Annotated in this window: 17 protein-coding genes; 8 read left to right on the top strand and 9 right to left on the bottom strand. The window is 65.1% G+C overall.

The window, feature by feature from the left end:
- The first annotated feature begins 236 nt into the window (after nucleotides 1-236).
- Both ABIB24_RS19595 and ABIB24_RS19590 read left to right on the top strand, forming a co-directional pair.
- Complete coding sequence (locus ABIB24_RS19595) at nucleotides 237-1,121, top strand: sugar nucleotide-binding protein (RefSeq protein ID WP_038407862.1); 885 nt, start codon at nucleotides 237-239, stop codon at nucleotides 1,119-1,121.
- Entirely contained in the window at nucleotides 1,114-2,046 is a 933-nt protein-coding gene (locus tag ABIB24_RS19590) for an NAD-dependent epimerase/dehydratase family protein (protein ID WP_025337510.1), read from the top strand. The genes ABIB24_RS19595 and ABIB24_RS19590 overlap by 8 nt, the downstream gene beginning before the upstream one ends.
- A gap of 130 nt (nucleotides 2,047-2,176) precedes the next feature.
- Here the strand turns inward: ABIB24_RS19590 and ABIB24_RS19585 are convergent, their stop codons facing one another.
- Nucleotides 2,177-2,620, bottom strand: a complete 444-nt coding sequence (locus tag ABIB24_RS19585; protein WP_085617788.1) for a winged helix-turn-helix transcriptional regulator — start codon at nucleotides 2,618-2,620, stop codon at nucleotides 2,177-2,179.
- Nucleotides 2,621-2,722: 102 nt separating this feature from the next.
- Between ABIB24_RS19585 and ABIB24_RS19580 the strand changes: the two genes are divergently transcribed.
- A complete protein-coding gene (locus ABIB24_RS19580) occupies nucleotides 2,723-3,928 on the top strand; it encodes an MFS transporter (RefSeq protein WP_354317050.1) in 1,206 nt (401 codons plus the stop codon).
- Here ABIB24_RS19580 and ABIB24_RS19575 read toward each other — a convergent pair.
- The 5 genes from ABIB24_RS19575 to ABIB24_RS19555 all read right to left on the bottom strand — a co-directional run bounded on the left by ABIB24_RS19575 (nucleotide 3,916) and on the right by ABIB24_RS19555 (nucleotide 7,896).
- Complete coding sequence (locus ABIB24_RS19575; protein WP_046615944.1) at nucleotides 3,916-4,599, bottom strand: OmpW/AlkL family protein; 684 nt, start codon at nucleotides 4,597-4,599, stop codon at nucleotides 3,916-3,918. The genes ABIB24_RS19580 and ABIB24_RS19575 overlap by 13 nt on opposite strands.
- 109 nt (nucleotides 4,600-4,708) lie before the next feature.
- A complete protein-coding gene (locus ABIB24_RS19570) occupies nucleotides 4,709-5,221 on the bottom strand; it encodes a DUF3299 domain-containing protein (RefSeq protein WP_025337514.1) in 513 nt (170 codons plus the stop codon).
- Nucleotides 5,222-5,347: 126 nt separating this feature from the next.
- On the bottom strand, nucleotides 5,348-6,613 hold the full coding sequence (locus tag ABIB24_RS19565; RefSeq protein WP_354317047.1) for an ABC transporter permease: 1,266 nt from the start codon (nucleotides 6,611-6,613) through the stop codon (nucleotides 5,348-5,350).
- A complete protein-coding gene (locus tag ABIB24_RS19560) occupies nucleotides 6,613-7,323 on the bottom strand; it encodes an ABC transporter ATP-binding protein (protein ID WP_354317045.1) in 711 nt (236 codons plus the stop codon). Before ABIB24_RS19560 ends, ABIB24_RS19565 begins: the two co-directional genes overlap by 1 nt.
- Nucleotides 7,324-7,896: a DUF2796 domain-containing protein gene (locus ABIB24_RS19555; RefSeq protein WP_354317043.1), complete on the bottom strand. Its 573-nt coding sequence runs from the start codon at nucleotides 7,894-7,896 to the stop codon at nucleotides 7,324-7,326. It abuts the gene before it with no gap.
- Nucleotides 7,897-8,026: 130 nt separating this feature from the next.
- Here ABIB24_RS19555 and ABIB24_RS19550 point away from each other — a divergent pair, with 130 nt between their 5' ends.
- Entirely contained in the window at nucleotides 8,027-8,371 is a 345-nt protein-coding gene (locus tag ABIB24_RS19550; RefSeq protein ID WP_085665381.1) for a hypothetical protein, read from the top strand.
- Between the two features lie 144 nt (nucleotides 8,372-8,515).
- Here the strand turns inward: ABIB24_RS19550 and trxA are convergent, their stop codons facing one another.
- Genes trxA through ABIB24_RS19535 form a run of 3 tightly spaced genes read right to left on the bottom strand, consistent with a single transcriptional unit; the run spans nucleotide 8,516 to nucleotide 10,544 of the window.
- Nucleotides 8,516-9,385, bottom strand: a complete 870-nt coding sequence (gene trxA, locus ABIB24_RS19545) for a thioredoxin (protein WP_354317068.1) — start codon at nucleotides 9,383-9,385, stop codon at nucleotides 8,516-8,518.
- 34 nt (nucleotides 9,386-9,419) lie between these two features.
- The gene (locus ABIB24_RS19540; protein WP_354317041.1) at nucleotides 9,420-10,091 is read right to left on the bottom strand and encodes a class I SAM-dependent methyltransferase; all 672 of its coding nucleotides are present in this window, start codon (nucleotides 10,089-10,091) and stop codon (nucleotides 9,420-9,422) included.
- Nucleotides 10,092-10,544: a YbaY family lipoprotein gene (locus ABIB24_RS19535; protein WP_025337521.1), complete on the bottom strand. Its 453-nt coding sequence runs from the start codon at nucleotides 10,542-10,544 to the stop codon at nucleotides 10,092-10,094.
- 106 nt (nucleotides 10,545-10,650) lie between these two features.
- Between ABIB24_RS19535 and nrdR the strand changes: the two genes are divergently transcribed.
- From nrdR to ribBA, 4 genes are read left to right on the top strand one after another with little or no spacing between them, the layout of a single operon-like run.
- Nucleotides 10,651-11,115: a transcriptional regulator NrdR gene (nrdR, locus tag ABIB24_RS19530; protein WP_003255402.1), complete on the top strand. Its 465-nt coding sequence runs from the start codon at nucleotides 10,651-10,653 to the stop codon at nucleotides 11,113-11,115.
- A gap of 2 nt (nucleotides 11,116-11,117) precedes the next feature.
- Nucleotides 11,118-12,248: a bifunctional diaminohydroxyphosphoribosylaminopyrimidine deaminase/5-amino-6-(5-phosphoribosylamino)uracil reductase RibD gene (gene ribD / locus ABIB24_RS19525; RefSeq protein ID WP_354317038.1), complete on the top strand. Its 1,131-nt coding sequence runs from the start codon at nucleotides 11,118-11,120 to the stop codon at nucleotides 12,246-12,248.
- Between the two features lie 42 nt (nucleotides 12,249-12,290).
- Nucleotides 12,291-12,956 carry a riboflavin synthase gene (locus ABIB24_RS19520; RefSeq protein WP_003255399.1) on the top strand — a complete coding sequence of 222 codons (666 nt, stop codon included), beginning with the start codon at nucleotides 12,291-12,293 and terminating at the stop codon, nucleotides 12,954-12,956.
- An 18-nt stretch (nucleotides 12,957-12,974) separates the two neighbouring features.
- On the top strand, nucleotides 12,975-14,066 hold the full coding sequence (gene ribBA, locus ABIB24_RS19515) for a bifunctional 3,4-dihydroxy-2-butanone-4-phosphate synthase/GTP cyclohydrolase II (protein WP_016484697.1): 1,092 nt from the start codon (nucleotides 12,975-12,977) through the stop codon (nucleotides 14,064-14,066).
- Nucleotides 14,067-14,153 lie beyond the last annotated feature (87 nt).

The raw sequence follows: 14,153 nt of genomic DNA, 5'->3' as shown, positions 1-14,153 counted from the left end.
AGCTCCCCGGCTGGCAAGTGGGGGAGTCAACTATTCAATGCGGTTGTGCTGCGGTATGGAAGTCAGGTCGTTCCTGGTATGTCGTAGGAGATTTCTGCCTATGGTGGTATTGAACTGTGGAACTTTGGAATCAATACCGCCTGTGGCATCGAACGGGTCCGGTGTTGGACTTCCCGGGCAGGAAACCGCAAAATGGCCCCTTTCCTTCAATCAACCTCTCCGGATCTGCTGACTCTATGCGTATGCGCCTAATGCTGTTGGGTGGTGGCAATGCCCTCGGGCAAGCGCTGATTCGTCTTGGGGCCGAGGAGGACATCGCATTCCTGGCGCCGCGCCCGCCCGAGAACGGCTGGACGCCGGCCAGCCTCACCCAGCTGCTCGACGATCATCGTCCCGATGCCCTGGTCAACCTGGCCTATTACTTCGACTGGTTCCAGGCCGAGTCGGTCAGTGAGCAGCGCCTGGCCCAGCAGGAGCGGGCTGTGGAGCGGTTGGCGGAGCTGTGCCAGCACCACCAGATCACCTTGGTGCAGCCTTCCAGCTACCGCGTGTTCGATGGTTCGCGGGCCACGGCCTACAGCGAAAAGGACGAGCCGGTACCGCTCGGCCTGCGTGGCCAGGCCCTGTGGCGCATCGAGCAGAGCGTACGCGCGGCTTGCCCGCAGCACGTGCTGTTGCGCTTTGGTTGGCTACTCGACGAAAGCATCGACGGGGCGCTGGGGCGCTTCCTGACCCGCGCCGAGCAACCACAGGAACTGCTGCTGGCCGATGACCGGCGTGGCAACCCGACGCCGGTCGACGACGCCGCCCGGGTGATCCTGTCGGTGCTCAAGCAACTCGATTGCAGTGCGCCGCTGTGGGGCACCTACCATTACGCCGGCAACGAGGCGACCACGCCGCTGGCGCTGGGCCAGGCGATCCTTACCGAAGCAGGCCAGTACCGCCAGCTGGCCGTGCAGGCGCCGACGCCGCAGGCCCATGCCGCACGGCCGGATGCCAGCGAAGAGCCGCAGCACGCGGTACTGGCCTGCAAGAAAATCCTTCATACCTTCGGCATCAAGCCGCGCGCCTGGCGCGCCGGCCTGCCGCCTCTACTGGACCGGTTCTACCGCCATGGCTGACGCCCCCATCCTGATCACCGGCGGTGCCGGCTTCATTGGCTCTCACCTGTGCGATGCGTTGTTGGACAAAGGCTACGCCGTACGCATTCTCGACGACTTTTCCACAGGCCAGCGGGGCAACCTGCAGGTCGGCCACCCACGCCTGGAACTGGTTGAAGGCGATGTTGCCGATGCCGGTCTGGTCACGCAGGTTGCGGCTGGCTGCAGTGCCGTGGTGCACCTGGCAGCGGTGGCCTCGGTGCAGGCCTCGGTCGAGGACCCGGTGCGGACCCACCAGAGCAATTTCATCGGCACCCTCAACGTGTGCGAAGCCATGCGCGTGCATGGGCTGCGCCGGGTGCTGTTCGCCTCCAGTGCGGCGGTGTATGGCAACAATGGTGAAGGCGAGTCGATTGCCGAAGACACCCCCAAGGCGCCGCTGACCCCGTATGCCGTGGACAAGCTGGCCAGTGAGCAGTACCTGGACTTCTACCGTCGCCAGCATGGCCTGGAGCCGGTGGTGTTCCGCTTCTTCAATATCTTCGGGCCGCGCCAGGACCCATCCTCGCCGTACTCCGGGGTGATCAGCATCTTCTCCGAGCGTGCTGTGAAGGGTTTGCCGATTACGGTGTTCGGTGATGGCGAGCAGACCCGGGACTTCCTCTACGTGGGCGACCTGGTGCAGGTGATGGTGCAGGCGCTGGAGCAGCCGCAGGTCGAAGAGGGGGCGGTGAATATCGGCCTCAACCAGGCCACGTCGCTCAACCAGTTGCTGGCAGCGCTTGAGAAGGTGGTGGGTAGCTTGCCGGCGGTCAGCTATGTGGCGGCACGTTCGGGTGACATTCGCCATTCGCGGGCGGATAACCAGCGCTTGTTGGCGCGGTTCGAGTTTCCGCAGGCAACGCCGATGGTCGAGGGCTTGTCGCGGCTTCTGGGCAAGGGCTGAAATTCTTGGGGGCGCTTTGCGCCCCTATCGCGACACAAGGCCGCTCCTACAGCGACCGCGCCAGGCCGAGGTTGCGCGGTCGCTGTAGGAGCGGCCTTGTGTCGCGATGGGCTGCGCAGCAGCCCCAGAATCACTCATGCCGCACCACTTTTCGCAGGCAATCCCCTGCCGCCAGCACCCGCCCGTCCCGGGCCCGCACCTGCAGTGTTTCCAGCGCCTGCCCCGTATCACCATCCACCAACTCTGAACGCACCTCGCCCGCCTCGAACAGAAACCGCTCCCCCCACTGCCTCAAGCCAACCACCACCGGGAACACCGATCGCCCTTTCTCGGTCAGCACATACTCCTTGTAGGCACTGCCATCCGACGCCGGCTGCAGCGTCAGCAGCCCGCTTTCCACCAGCCACTTAAGCCGTGAGGCGAGGATGTTCTTCGCCAGCCCCAGGTTCTTCTGGAATTCACTGAAGCGCCGCAGGCCATCGAAGGCGTCGCGCAGGATCATCAGCGCCCAACGGTCTCCCAGCACCTCCAGAGCCCGGGCGACGGGGCATTGCGTATTGTTTTCATCGAGCATGGACGGGGCCTTTCGTGATCATCTGGTTGCAGATTAAAACCACATTTGCTAAATAGCCAGCATGTGGTTTCAATTCGAAACCAGATTGACGAGGCCAGCCCGATGAACCCTGCACTGACACGCTGGATAACCCTGCTGCTGGCCATCACCAGCGCCATGGCCGTGGCGACTGTGTATTTCGCCCAGCCTCTGCTCGAGTCGATGGCCGCTGACCTGGGCGTGGCGCAGCAGCAGATCGGTTGGGTAGTAGGCGCGACCCAGGCGGGCTATGCTCTGGGTTTGTTGCTGATCGTGCCGCTGGGGGACCTGATCGACCGCAAGCGCCTGTTGCTCGGGCAGTTGCTGTTCTCGGCCCTGGCGCTGGTTGGGGTAGGCATGGCACCCAACTGGGCGCTATTGCTGCTGGCCCTGGCCATCACCGGGCTGATGGCGGTCATGGTGCAGGTGATGGTGGCGCATGCAGCGAGCCTTGCCGCCCCCGGCCAGCAAGGGCAGGCCGTGGGCACCGTCACCAGCGGCATAGTGCTGGGCATTCTGCTGGCGCGGCTGGTCTCGGGCGGGCTTGCCGACCTGGCTGGCTGGCGCAGCGTGTACCTGATTGCCGCAGGGCTGTTGATGCTGCTGGCCCTGGTGCTGTGGCGCAGCCTGCCTGCGGGGCAACCGGTGTCGCTGCGGTCTGGCTACCGGGCGCTGATCGTTGCCCAGTTCAGGCTGTACCGGCACGACCGGCTGCTGCGTCAGCGCGGGCTGTTCGGCGTGTTGATCTTCGCTGCGTTCAGCGTGCTCTGGAGTGCCATGGTCATGCCTCTGAGTGCCGAGCCACTGGCGCTGAGCCATACCGAGGTCGGTCTGTTCGGCCTGGCGGGTGTTGCCGGCACATTGGCGGCAGCGCGCGCCGGTCGCCTGGCCGACCAGGGGCTGGGGGAGCGCACCACCGGTCTGGCGCTGGTTCTGCTGGTGCTGTCATGGCTGCCCACGGCCTTCGTCGGGCATTCACTGATGGTCTTCGGGTTGGGTGTGCTGATGCTGGACTTTGCCGTGCAGGCGGTGCATGTCACCAACCAGAGCCTGCTGCTGGCCGGGCGTGGTGCAATGGCCAGCCGGTTGATCGGCGCCTACATGTGCTGCTATTCGCTTGGCAGTGGAGTGGGGGCAGTGCTGGCGAGCTGGGTGTATGCCCATTGGGGTTGGGCAGCGGTGTGTTGGCTTGGGATGGGCATCAGCGCGGTGGCGCTGGGGTACTGGCTATTGCTGCAACGCGCGAGGGCGGCCGAAGCCGCCCTGCAGTGTTCAGGTCAGAACTTGTAGCCAAGGCCGACCATGTACACCCACGGGTCGACATCGACGTCGACCTTGGTCTTGCTGTAGCCCAGTGCGCTCGGGCCGTTGACGCTGGCCTTGGTGTCGATGTCGACGTACCAGACCGATGCGTTGACCAGCAAGTTGTCGGTGATCATGTAGTCCATGCCCAGCTGGCCGGCGATGCCGACCGAGTCTTGCAGCTTCAGGTTGCTGAAGCCCTGCTGCTTGCGTGCACTACTGAGGTCTTCATCGAAGAACAGGGTGTAGTTGATGCCGACGCCGGCATACGGCTGGAACTTGGAAGTCGGTTCCATCGGGTAGTACTGCAACGACAGGGTCGGTGGCAGCTGCTTGATGTCGGCGAGCTTGCCGTCCAGGCCGCCGCCCAGGCCTTTGACGCCGACGGTGTGCTTGAACGGGGTGGCAGCCAGCAGCTCGAGGCCGATGTGGTCGGTGAGCATATAGGCGAAGGTCAGGCCCAGTTGGGTGTCGCTGTCCAGAGTCGCCTTGGTGCCCGAGACTTTGTTGCCGTCGAATTTCAGGTCGCCGCTGCTTTCGTTGGGAGCTGTGGTAATGGCACCTGCGCGGACGATGATATCGCCTGCCTGGTGGGCGTGGGCGACAGGGGCAGCGAGCGCCAGGGCCGCGAGGGCGGCGCTGAGCAAGGACTTGTTCATGGAAGCTCCCAGAGGACGTGAGTAATCGAGTAGTCCAATGGTACGGATGCCGTTAAACAGAAAGTTTGACCCAGCTCAAAGAAGCGTCGTCACGAATTCGAAACAGTTCTCATCTCAGCTCATAAGCGTATATTTTCTCGGCTTCCATCTGGTAGCCGGCATCGGCCAGTTCGCTGCTGGAGGCTCTAACCTGCAGCTTTCCCTCGATCCAGTAGGGCTGGTAGAGGTCTTCTACGCGCACGCCCATTTCGCTGAAGATGTGCACGATCTGGTTCGAGGGTGGTGGTGGCACGTGGATGCACGCGCCGTAGTAGGGGACCAGCAGGAATTCGGTGGTGCGGCCTTCTTCGCTCACCTCCAGCGGCACGATGTAGCCGGGCAGTTTGATCTGCTGGCCGTCGAGGCTTTTTACCACCGGGGCGTCGGGTGCCTGCTGGCGCGCCGGTGGGGCGGACTCGGCGGACAGGGCATTGCTGAGCTGCGACATGTCGTGCAGCGGCGCGAGTTGGGGCGGGATGACCGGGGCGCCTTCGGGGATGAGGGCGGGCCAGTCAAGTTCGCGGGGTTCCGAGGCCCACAGAGGCATCGCTACTGTCAGCAGCAGGATCAGCAGCGTATGCAGTGCTGGCCTCTTCGCGGGCATGCCCGCTCCCACAGGGTTCACCACAGGCTTCGAACCTTGTGAAAGCCCTGTGGGAGCGGGCGCGCCCGCGAAGAAGGCAGTGAGGTATTGGATCATTGCACGCCCTCAGAGGTGAATGGACAAGCCATCGGCCAACGACTGCCGATAGGCCCGCCACGCCGGCACGCTGCCCATCAACAGCGCAGCTCCCAGGATGATAGCCAGCAACCTCCATTCATGAGCGCTCGGCATGGCCAGCGGCAAATACAAACCATAGTTGGCTTGCACATACCCCTGCGCCAGGGCGATTCCCGCATACAGCAAGCCAAGCCCGGCAGCGATCCCGACCGCCGCCAGCGACAGTGCCTCCAGCACCAGCAGCCCTGCGATATGCCACGGCCTGGCGCCAACCGAGCGCAATATCGCCATCTCCCTGCGGCGTTCATTGAGGCTGGTGAGAATCGCCGTAAGCATGCCGATCAGGCCGGTCAGCACCACGAACAGCGACACCACGAACAACGCCTGCTCCGCGGTGCCCATCAGGCTCCATAGCTCCTGCAGGGCTACCCCGGGCAGGATCGCCAGCAACGGCTCGCTGCGGTATTCATTGATCTCCCGCTGCAGGCTGAATGTCGCGATCTTGCTGTTCAGGCCGAGCATGAACGCAGTGATGGCGGCAGGCTGCAGGTCCATGGTCCGTGCCTGCTCGGCGCTGATACGCCCGGCGCCACGGGCCGGCACACCGTTGTGCCAGTCGATGTGGATGGCTTCCATGCCGCCCAGGCTGATATGCAGCGTGCGGTCGACCGGCGTACCGGTGCGCTTGAGCACACCGACCACGGTGAATGGCTTGTCGTCGTGCTTGACCAGGCTGATCGCGGCCACGCCGTGGGCAAGCACCAGCTTGTCGCCCAGTTTGTAGTGCAATGCCTCGGCCACTTCGGCACCCAGCACCACCTCGAACGGATCATCGGCAAACGCGCGGCCCTGGTTCAATTCCAGGTGCTGGCGGCGGCCGTACTGATAATGGCTGAAGTAGTCGCCGGTAGTGCCCATCACTCGATAACCACGGTGCGAGTCGCCCAGCGAGATGGGGATGGCCCATTTCACCCGCGGGTCCTTGGCGTAGTGCTCATAGCTGTCCCAACGGATGTTGTTGGTGGCGTTGCCGATGCGGAACACCGAGTACAGCAGCAGGTTCACCGAGCCGGAGCGGGCGCCGACGATCAGGTCGGTACCGCTGATGGTGCTGGCGAAGCTGGCCCGGGCCTCGGTACGGACCCGTTCCACGGCCAGCAGCAGGCACACCGACAGGGCGATGGCGAAGGCGGTGAGGAATGCGGTGAAGCGGCGGTTGGCCAAGCTGGCCAGGGCAAGGCGGAGCAGGTACATCAGGCCTCCCGGGGCTTGGCGGCACGGTTGAGTTCGGCCAGCGACAGGTGGCGGTCGAACAGCGGCGCCAGGCTCTGGTCGTGGCTGACGAACAGCAGGCTGGCACCGGCGGCGCGGCATTCATCGAACAGCAGGCGGATGAACGCTTCGCGGGTGTCGGCATCCAGCGCCGAGGTCGGTTCGTCGGCGATCACCAGTTCGGGTTGGCCGATCAGTGCGCGGGCGGCAGCGACCCGTTGCTGCTGGCCGATCGACAGGCTGTCGGCGCGGCGGGCGAGCAGGGTGGGGTCGTCCAGGCCCAGGTGGGCCAGCAGCGTGCCGGCTGCCTGGTCGACACTGCCATGGCGCTGCTCGGCGCGGGCCTTGCGGCTGCGCGAGAAGCGGCAGGGCAGCTCGACGTTTTCGCGTACCGAGAGGAACGGCAGCAGGTTGAACTGCTGGAAGATATAACCGGTGTGGTCGACCCGGAAGCGGTCACGGGCGCCTTGGCCCAGGCGGCCGAGGTCCTGGCCGAGCAACTGGATGCGGCCCTGGCCCGGTACGTTCACCCCGCCCAGCAGGCCCAGCAATGTGGTCTTGCCACTGCCACTGGGGCCCTTGAGAAACAGGGCCTCGCCAGCCTCCAGGCGGAATGCCGGAATATCCAGCAGCGCCGGCTGGCCGGGCCAGGCGAACACCAGGTCATGCAGTTCGATCAACGGCTGGCGCATTCAGAACGCGACCGCGGCCTTGGCCGGTGTGGTTTCCATGCCTTTCTGGCCATTGGGGCCGATCAGTTGAACGTTGATCTTCTGGGTGGCCGGGAAGGCCTTGAACAGCGGAGCGAGGTCCACCTGCGTCAGTTTGTCGGGGTTGGCGCAGGTCAGCTGGTAATGGGCGCCGATGTCGCTGTGCTGGTGCTCGTGCTCGTCCCCATCGTCGTCGGCTTTCGGGGCATCACCGAACAGCGGGCTTTCGAGTTCCTGCTGGTCTTCCTTGCAGCCAGCGGCAGCGGGCAGGCCGAACAGCTTCAGTGGCTGCTCCAGCTGCTGGCGCACCGCCGCGACCTTGGCCTTGTCGGCGTCGCTGTTGGCGGCGTGTTCGAAGCCGACCAGGTTCATTGCCGGGCTGTCCAGCTCCAGCTCCAGGGTGTTGCCATCGAGCACGGCGTTGAGCTTGGCCACGCCATGCTCGTGGGCGCCGAGGGTGCCGTGGGCGTGGTCGTGATCATGGTCATCATCGTGGGCATGGGCCACGGCCAGGGGCAGCAGGGCGAAGGGCAGGGCGAGCAACAGGCGACGCATGGACGACTCCGGAGCGGGCGGGAAGATTGGGTTATGTTATAACAACTTTTCCGGATGCTGCCAGCCTGCGTGGCGCAGGTTTCATGTTGGGGTAGGATGGTGGCATTGACTTGGGTTCAGGGAATGCAGCATGAGAATTCGTGGACAGATTGGTGACTGGCCTGTGGATCTGACCATCGAGCTGGCGCCTGAAGAGTGGGCGCAACTGGGGCGGCAGATCGAATTGCCCGCGGTGCCGCAGAATGCAGCAACGGAAACCGTGGCGACAACTCGTCAGGATGACGGGCAATGGACTGCTGCACGTGAGGTGTTGCGCCTTGCAGGGCAGATGAGCGGGCCGGAATTGCTGGATCGGCTGGAAGGGCTGGCCGGGAGTACGGCGGCGGGTAAACGGCTGCTGGTGCGCTTGCGGCATAGCAGTGAAGTCAAGGTGGAAAGTGGCGTGGACGCGCCGGTGTATCACTGGGTTGGGTGAAGGCTTTCAGAATTTTGGGGCTGCTTTGCAGCCCATTCGCAGCACAAGGCTGCTCCTACAGGGACTGCGCAAAAATGGCGGCCACTTGATCTCTGTAGGAGCAGCCTTGTGCTGCGAATGGGCCGCAAAGCGGCCCCAAAATTCTCAGAACATCGCCGCCGACAGCTTGCGACGATATACGCCAACCAGCGGGTGATCCCCACCCAGCAACTCGAACACCTGCAGCAACGCTTTCTGCGGCAGCCCGTTCTCATAACCACGGTTACGCTGGAACAGCTTCAGCAACCCTTCCAGCGCCGCTTCATACTGCTGGCGCGCCAGTTGCTGGATGCTCAACTGATAGGCCGCCTCGTCATCCTGAGGGTTCTGTGCCAGGCGGCTTTTCAGGTCGGCCACTTCCGGCAGGCTGGCAGCCTGGCGCAGGAAGGTCAGCTGGGCCTTGGCGCCGGCCAGCGCGGCCTTGTGCTCGTCGGTCTTGACCGCATCCAGCACCACCTGGGCTTCACCCAGTTCCCCGCGCTCGGCCAGGCAACGGGCATACAGGATCAGCGCCTCGGCATTGCTGTTGTCCTCACCCAGCAGTGCCTGCAACAGTGCTTCGGCCTCGGCAAAACGGCTTTCGGCAAACAGCCCCTTGGCCTGCTCCAGCGGCGATGCGCTGGGGGCAGCGGGCAGTTGCACGTGTGGCTCGAGCATGGCGCGGATCGCCGATTCCGGCTGTGCACCGGCAAAGCCATCCACCGGCTGGCCGTCCTTGAACAGCACCACGGTCGGCAGGCTGCGGATGCCGAACTGGGCAACCACCTGTTGCTCCACGTCACAGTTGATCTTGGCCAGCAGCAGCTCGCCCTGGTAACCCTCGGCGATCTTCGCCAGCAGTGGCATCAGTGCCTTGCACGGCGCGCACCACTCGGCCCAGAAGTCCACCAGCACCGGTTTGTGGAAGGAGTTCTCGATAACCAGTTGCTGGAAGGTGGCATCGGTAGCGTCGAAAATGTAAGGCGTGTCTTGGATCATCGCGACTCTCGCAAACTCGTGGATAACACCACTATAAGGTGTCGCGGCTGGCGTGGTACAGGCTGACCCGGCGGAATTCGTGCGGCTCGGCCAGGTCCGGCAGGGTCAGCGCTTCCAGCACGCCCAGCTGCTGGTACAGCGGGTGGCTGAAGTCGCGTACCCGCGAGTCGGCCACCAGCGCCTGGCGCCCGCGGCCGAGGAAGGCATCCAGCAGCGGCAGGTTGGCGCGGTCGTACAGCACGTCGGCAACCAGGATCAGATCGAAGCGATCGTCTTCGGCGAAGAAATCGCTGCTGTAACCCAGTTCCACCCCGTTCAGCGCGGCATTCGCGCGGCAGGCATCGAGTGCCAGCGGGTCGAGGTCGCAGGCCACCACTTCCAGCGCACCGGCGCGGGCGGCAGCAATACCGGCGATACCGGAGCCGGCGCCAAAGTCCAGCACGCGCTTGCCGGCTACCCATTCCGGGTGCTCGGCCAGGTAACGGGCCATGGCCAGGCCGCTGGCCCAGCAGAAGCTCCAGTAGGGCGGTTCTTCAAGAATGCGCCGGGTCTCTTCGCTGCTGAAGGCGCGGTCCATGTTCTGGTCGTCGATCAGCCACAGCTTGAGGTCGCAGCCGGGCAGCGCGCTGACGACAAGACGCGCTTCGCCGATCAGACTGCTGAGGGCCTGTTGCAGGGGCTGTTGTAGGGAGACTGGCGCCACTTACGGCGCCTTCTCGAAACGCAGCGGGCCGATGGCCTGGGTCTGGGCCTGGGTAATTCGCACCGGCGGCAGGTGCATGATCAGCTGGCCAGAGCTGCTGGCGCGGCCGCGCAGCTCGACCCGGGCACCGGCGGGGAAGGCCTCGGGGTTGAAGCGCAGTTGGTAGGGCAGGGCCTGGCCGGTGCCGGTCAGGTTGCTGCTGGCCAGCAGGCGTTGTGGGCGGTCGCGTTCATCGATGACCAGCAAGGCCAGCTCCACGTCGGCACCGGCCGGGATTGCCAGCAAGGTGCCGCTCAGCTCGCGCTGGTAGGCCGGCAGCGGGCCCAGTACTGCGGCCGGCTTGGCCGTGCGGGCTGGCGTGGGTGCCGGAGGGGTGTCGGGCTTCGGCCTGTCGCTGCCGCAGGCGGCGAGCAGGGCGGCGCAGCACAGCACGACGAGCGCTCGGTAGTGCATGGGGTAGTCCTTCACGGGCAGATTTCCCATGGATGTTAACCCCTTTGGCTTGTCTTGCCAGTGGGATGCGCTACCATGGCCCTCCCTTTTTTTGTTGCCTGCCACCATGCACTGTCCCTTTTGCGGTGCCAACGACACCAAGGTCATCGACTCTCGCCTCGTCGCCGAGGGCGAGCAGGTGCGCCGCCGCCGCGAATGCGTCGCCTGCGGCGAGCGCTTCACCACCTTCGAAACCGCCGAGCTGGTGCTGCCCCGGCTGATCAAGCAGGACGGCACGCGCCAACCCTTCGACGAAGAAAAACTGCGCGCCGGCATGCAGCGGGCACTGGAAAAACGCCCGGTCAGCGTCGAGCGCCTGGAAGCTGCGCTGGCGCATATCAAGAGCCGCCTGCGTGCCACCGGCGAGCGTGAAGTCAAATCGCTGGTGGTGGGTGAGATGGTCATGGCCGAGCTGCGCAAGCTCGACGAAGTGGCCTATATCCGTTTTGCCTCGGTTTACCGCCGCTTCCAGGACCTCGACGAGTTCCGCGAAGAAATCGACCGCCTGGCTCGCGAGCCAGCTAAAGAGTGACCATGCCCAGCCAAGCTGCCATCCTCGACGCCCACTACATGGCCCGCGCGCTGGAGCTGGCGCGCAAGGGCCTGTACACCACCCACCCGAACCCGCGCGTAGGCTGCGTGATCGTGCGCGATGGCGAGGTGGTCGGTGAAGGCTGGCATGTGCGCGCCGGCGAGCCGCATGCCGAAGTGCATGCCCTGCGACAGGCTGGTGAGCGTGCCCGTGGCGCCTGTGCCTATGTCACCCTCGAACCGTGCAGCCACCATGGCCGCACGCCGCCGTGCGCCGAAGCGTTGGTGAAGGCCGGGGTAGCACGGGTGGTAGCCGCCATGCAGGACCCCAACCCGCAAGTGGCGGGGCAGGGCCTGCGGCGCCTGGCCGAGGCCGGTATCGAAGTGGCCAGCGGCGTGCTCGAGGCCGAGGCCCGCGCACTCAACCCCGGTTTCCTCAAACGCATGGAGCACGGCCTGCCGTTCGTTCGTGCCAAGCTGGCCATGAGCCTGGATGGCCGCACCGCCATGGCCAGTGGCGAAAGCCAGTGGATCACCGGCCCGGCCGCCCGTTCGGCGGTGCAGCGCCTGCGCGCCCGCTCCAGCGTGGTGCTGACCAGCGCCGCCAGCGTGTTGGCCGATAACGCGCGGATGACCGTGCGCGGCGCCGAGCTGGGCCTGGACGCCGAAACCACCGCCCTGGCACTCAGCCGCACACCGCTGCGCGTGCTGGTCGATGGCCGCCTGCGCCTGCCGCTGGATGCACCGTTCTTCCAGGCTGGTCCGGCACTGGTGGTGACCGCTGTCGCAGATGACCCGCGCTATGCCGCTGCCGGCCACGAACTGCTCAGCTTGCCGGGTGACAATGGCCAGGTAGACCTGCCGGCGCTGCTACAGGCCCTGGCAACCCGTGGCGTCAACGAAATCCTGCTGGAAGCCGGTGCCGGCCTGGTCGGCGCCTTCGCCCGGCAAGGCCTGATCGACGAGTACCAGCTGTTCGTCGCCGGCACTTTCCTCGGTTCCCAGGCCCGCCCGCTGCTGGACTGGCCACTGGACAAGATGAGCGAAGCGCCGCGACTGAAAATTACCGAAATGCGCGCAGTGGGCGATGACTGGCGGGTCACGGCCATCCCCCTGCCGGCGCCCGGCGTATAATGCCAGGCTTGCCCCGCGCAAACCGTTTTTGAGGAAGACCCCATGTTCACCGGCATCATCGAATCCATCGGCACCATCCGCAGCCTGACCCCCAAGGGTGGCGACGTGCGCGTCTACGTCGAAACCGGCAAGCTCGACCTGGGTGACGTCAAGCTCGGCGACAGCATCGCCGTCAACGGCGTGTGCCTGACCGCCGTCGAACTGCCGGGCGACGGCTTCTGGGCCGACGTCAGCGTCGAAACCCTCAAGCGCACCGCCTTCATCGACCTCAAGAGCGGCAGCAAGGTCAACCTGGAAAAAGCCCTGACCCCCACCACCCGGCTGGGCGGGCACCTGGTCAGCGGCCACGTCGACGGGGTCGGCGAAATCATCTCGCGCAGCGATAACGCCCGCGCCATCCAGTTCCGCGTGCGTGCACCGAAGGAACTGGCCAAGTACATCGCCCACAAGGGTTCGATCACCGTCGACGGCACCAGCCTGACGGTCAACGAGGTCAATGGCGCCGAGTTCGAGCTGACCATTGTCCCGCACACCCTGTCCGAAACCATCATGGCCGACTACCGTGCAGGGCGTCGGGTAAACCTTGAGGTCGACCTGCTGGCCCGCTACCTGGAGCGTCTGCTGCTGGGTGACAAGGCCGCCGAACCGAGCAAGGGCAGTGGCATTACCGAAAGCTTCCTGGCCGCCAACGGCTTCTTGAAATCCTGATTGAGAAGGGGGTGCCGCGTGGCGCTCAACAGCATCGAAGAACTGGTCGAAGACATCCGCCAGGGCAAAATGGTCATCCTCATGGATGACGAAGACCGCGAAAACGAGGGCGACATCATCATGGCAGCCGAGTGCTGCCTGCCCGAGCACATCAACTTCATGGCCAAGCACGCCCGTGGCCTGATCTGCATGCCGATGACCCGCGAGCGTTGCGAAACGCTGAAGCTGCCGCTGATGGCACCGCGCAACGGCTCGGGCTTCGGCACCAAGTTCACCGTGTCGATCGAAGCCGCCGAAGGTGTCACCACCGGCATCTCCGCCGCTGACCGCGCACGCACCGTGCAGGCGGCCGCTGCCAAGGACGCCAAGGCCGAAGACATCGTCAGCCCTGGCCACATCTTCCCGCTGATGGCCCAGCCTGGCGGTACCCTGGCCCGTGCCGGCCACACCGAGGCCGCGTGCGACCTGGCGCGCATGGCCGGTTTCGAGCCGAGCGGCGTGATCTGCGAAGTGATGAACGACGACGGCACCATGTCGCGCCGCGCCGAACTGGAAGTGTTCGCCGCCGAGCACGGCCTGAAGATCGGCACCATCGCCGACCTGATCCACTACCGCATGATCCACGAGCGCACCGTGCAGCGCGTCTCCGAGCAACCGGTGGAGAGCGAGCTGGGCGAGTTCAACCTGGTCACCTACCGCGACGCGGTGGAAGGCGACGTGCACATGGCCCTGACCCTGGGCAAGATCTGCGCCGAAGAGCCGACCCTGGTGCGCGTGCACAACATGGACCCGCTGCGCGACCTGCTGCTGGTCAAGCAACCGGGCCGCTGGAGCCTGCGCGCCGCCATGGCCGCCGTGGCCGAGGCCGGCAGCGGCGTGGTATTGCTGCTGGGCCACCCGCTGGACGGCGACGTGCTGCTGGCGCACATCCGCGAAAGCGCCGGCGATGCACCCGCCAAGGCACCGACCACCTACAGCACCGTGGGTGCCGGTTCGCAGATCCTGCGTGACCTTGGTGTGCGCAAGATGCGCCTGATGAGTTCGCCGATGAAGTTCAACGCGATATCCGGATTCGATCTGGAAGTTGTAGAATACGTGCCCTCCGAGTGACTTGAGGCGGCAGTGACGCCCTCCAGCTCGAGTCCATACCCCTGTCGAGGCCGCCAGCATGCGGCCTCGCTCTTGAAGATGAGAATA

The organism is Pseudomonas sp. UYEF17 (assembly GCF_040546125.1).
Taxonomy (GTDB): Bacteria; Pseudomonadota; Gammaproteobacteria; order Pseudomonadales; family Pseudomonadaceae; genus Aquipseudomonas; species Aquipseudomonas putida_Z.
The sequence above is the reverse complement of the archived record's forward strand: the minus strand, read 5'-3'. Positions and strand labels throughout refer to the sequence as shown.